Source organism: Prescottella subtropica (genome assembly GCF_005434945.1).
GTDB lineage: Bacteria > Actinomycetota > Actinomycetes > Mycobacteriales > Mycobacteriaceae > Prescottella > Prescottella subtropica.
Genome location: NZ_SKCH01000064.1, coordinates 1 through 1,189 on the forward strand (window position 1 = coordinate 1; position 1,189 = coordinate 1,189).

General features: G+C 70.1%; 1 protein-coding gene. It reads left to right on the top strand.

Annotated features, from left to right (window positions below):
• Positions 1–1,189: HNH endonuclease signature motif containing protein (locus E0497_RS20330; RefSeq protein WP_137726605.1), on the top strand; the 1,189-nt coding region annotated here is incomplete at both ends.

The following is a 1,189-nucleotide window of genomic DNA, read 5'->3' on the forward strand; positions in this document are numbered from 1 at the left end:
CCGAGGACAAGCAGGCCGGCCGCAACGAATCCCGGGAAGGCGAGTCCGCGCACGTCGAGGTCGCCGGCATCCTGGGACTCACCGAAACCGCCGCCCGCCGGATGATCGGACTCGGCTACGACCTACGCCGCCGCCTGCACCGCATCCGGGCAGCGTTCGCGGCCGGACGGATCGACCTCGCGAAAGCCCACACCCTGGCCGACGCGCTCACGAACGTGTCCGGGGACCTGCTGGACGTACTCGAAGAAAAACTACTCGACGGCGCCGACCGGCTCTCGACCACGAAACTCCGGACCCGCGCCCGCCGCATGATCGCCCGCCTCGACCCCGACGGGGCCACCGAACGCCGTAAGACGGCCGAGGTCGAACGGGATGTGCGGGTGATCGCCCGCGACGACGGCCTCACCGACCTGACCGGGATCCTGCCCGTCGTCGGCGGCCGGATCGTCTCCGGGCGCCTGCGCGCAATGAGCCGCGGCGTGTGCGGGCACGATCCGCGCACGACGGCGCAACGCCGCGCCGACGCCCTGATCGCCCTCGCCTCCGGGGACACCCACCTCGACTGCCGGTGCGGACACGACAACTGCAAAGCAGCGAAGGCCGGGAAGACGCCGTCGCCGGTAGTGCAGGTGAAGATCATGGTCGGCGTCGACGCCACCACCCTGCTCGGTTTCGATGATGCGCCCGGATACCTGTTCGGACACGGACCCATCGACGCCGACCTCGCCCGGCAGATCGCCGCCGACGGCACCTGGAAACAGGTACTCACCCTCGGCGACAAAGACCGGGAACGGCTCGGGCAGGGCGCGGCAGCAGGAACCGTTGCCGGCATCGGACGCGCCCGGCCGGCACCCCGCCTGTCACCTACCGAGGTGGCCACCCGGCATCGGGCCACCACGTATGCGCCGAGCACACAACTCGCGACGACGATACGACTACGGGACGGGGTGTGCCGGTTCCCGAACTGCACGACCCCGGCCGCGGCCTGCGATCTCGACCACACCATCCCGTTCGACCACACCAATCCCGGGTCCGGCGGGTTGACGGTCGAGGACAATCTGGCGTGCCTGTGCCGGAAACATCACCGTCTCAAAACCATCGGCTACTGGACCGTCACCCACACCGCCGGTGGCCGACTCGACTGGACCGACCCGGCCGGCCACACCACCACCACACATCCGGACGGCCC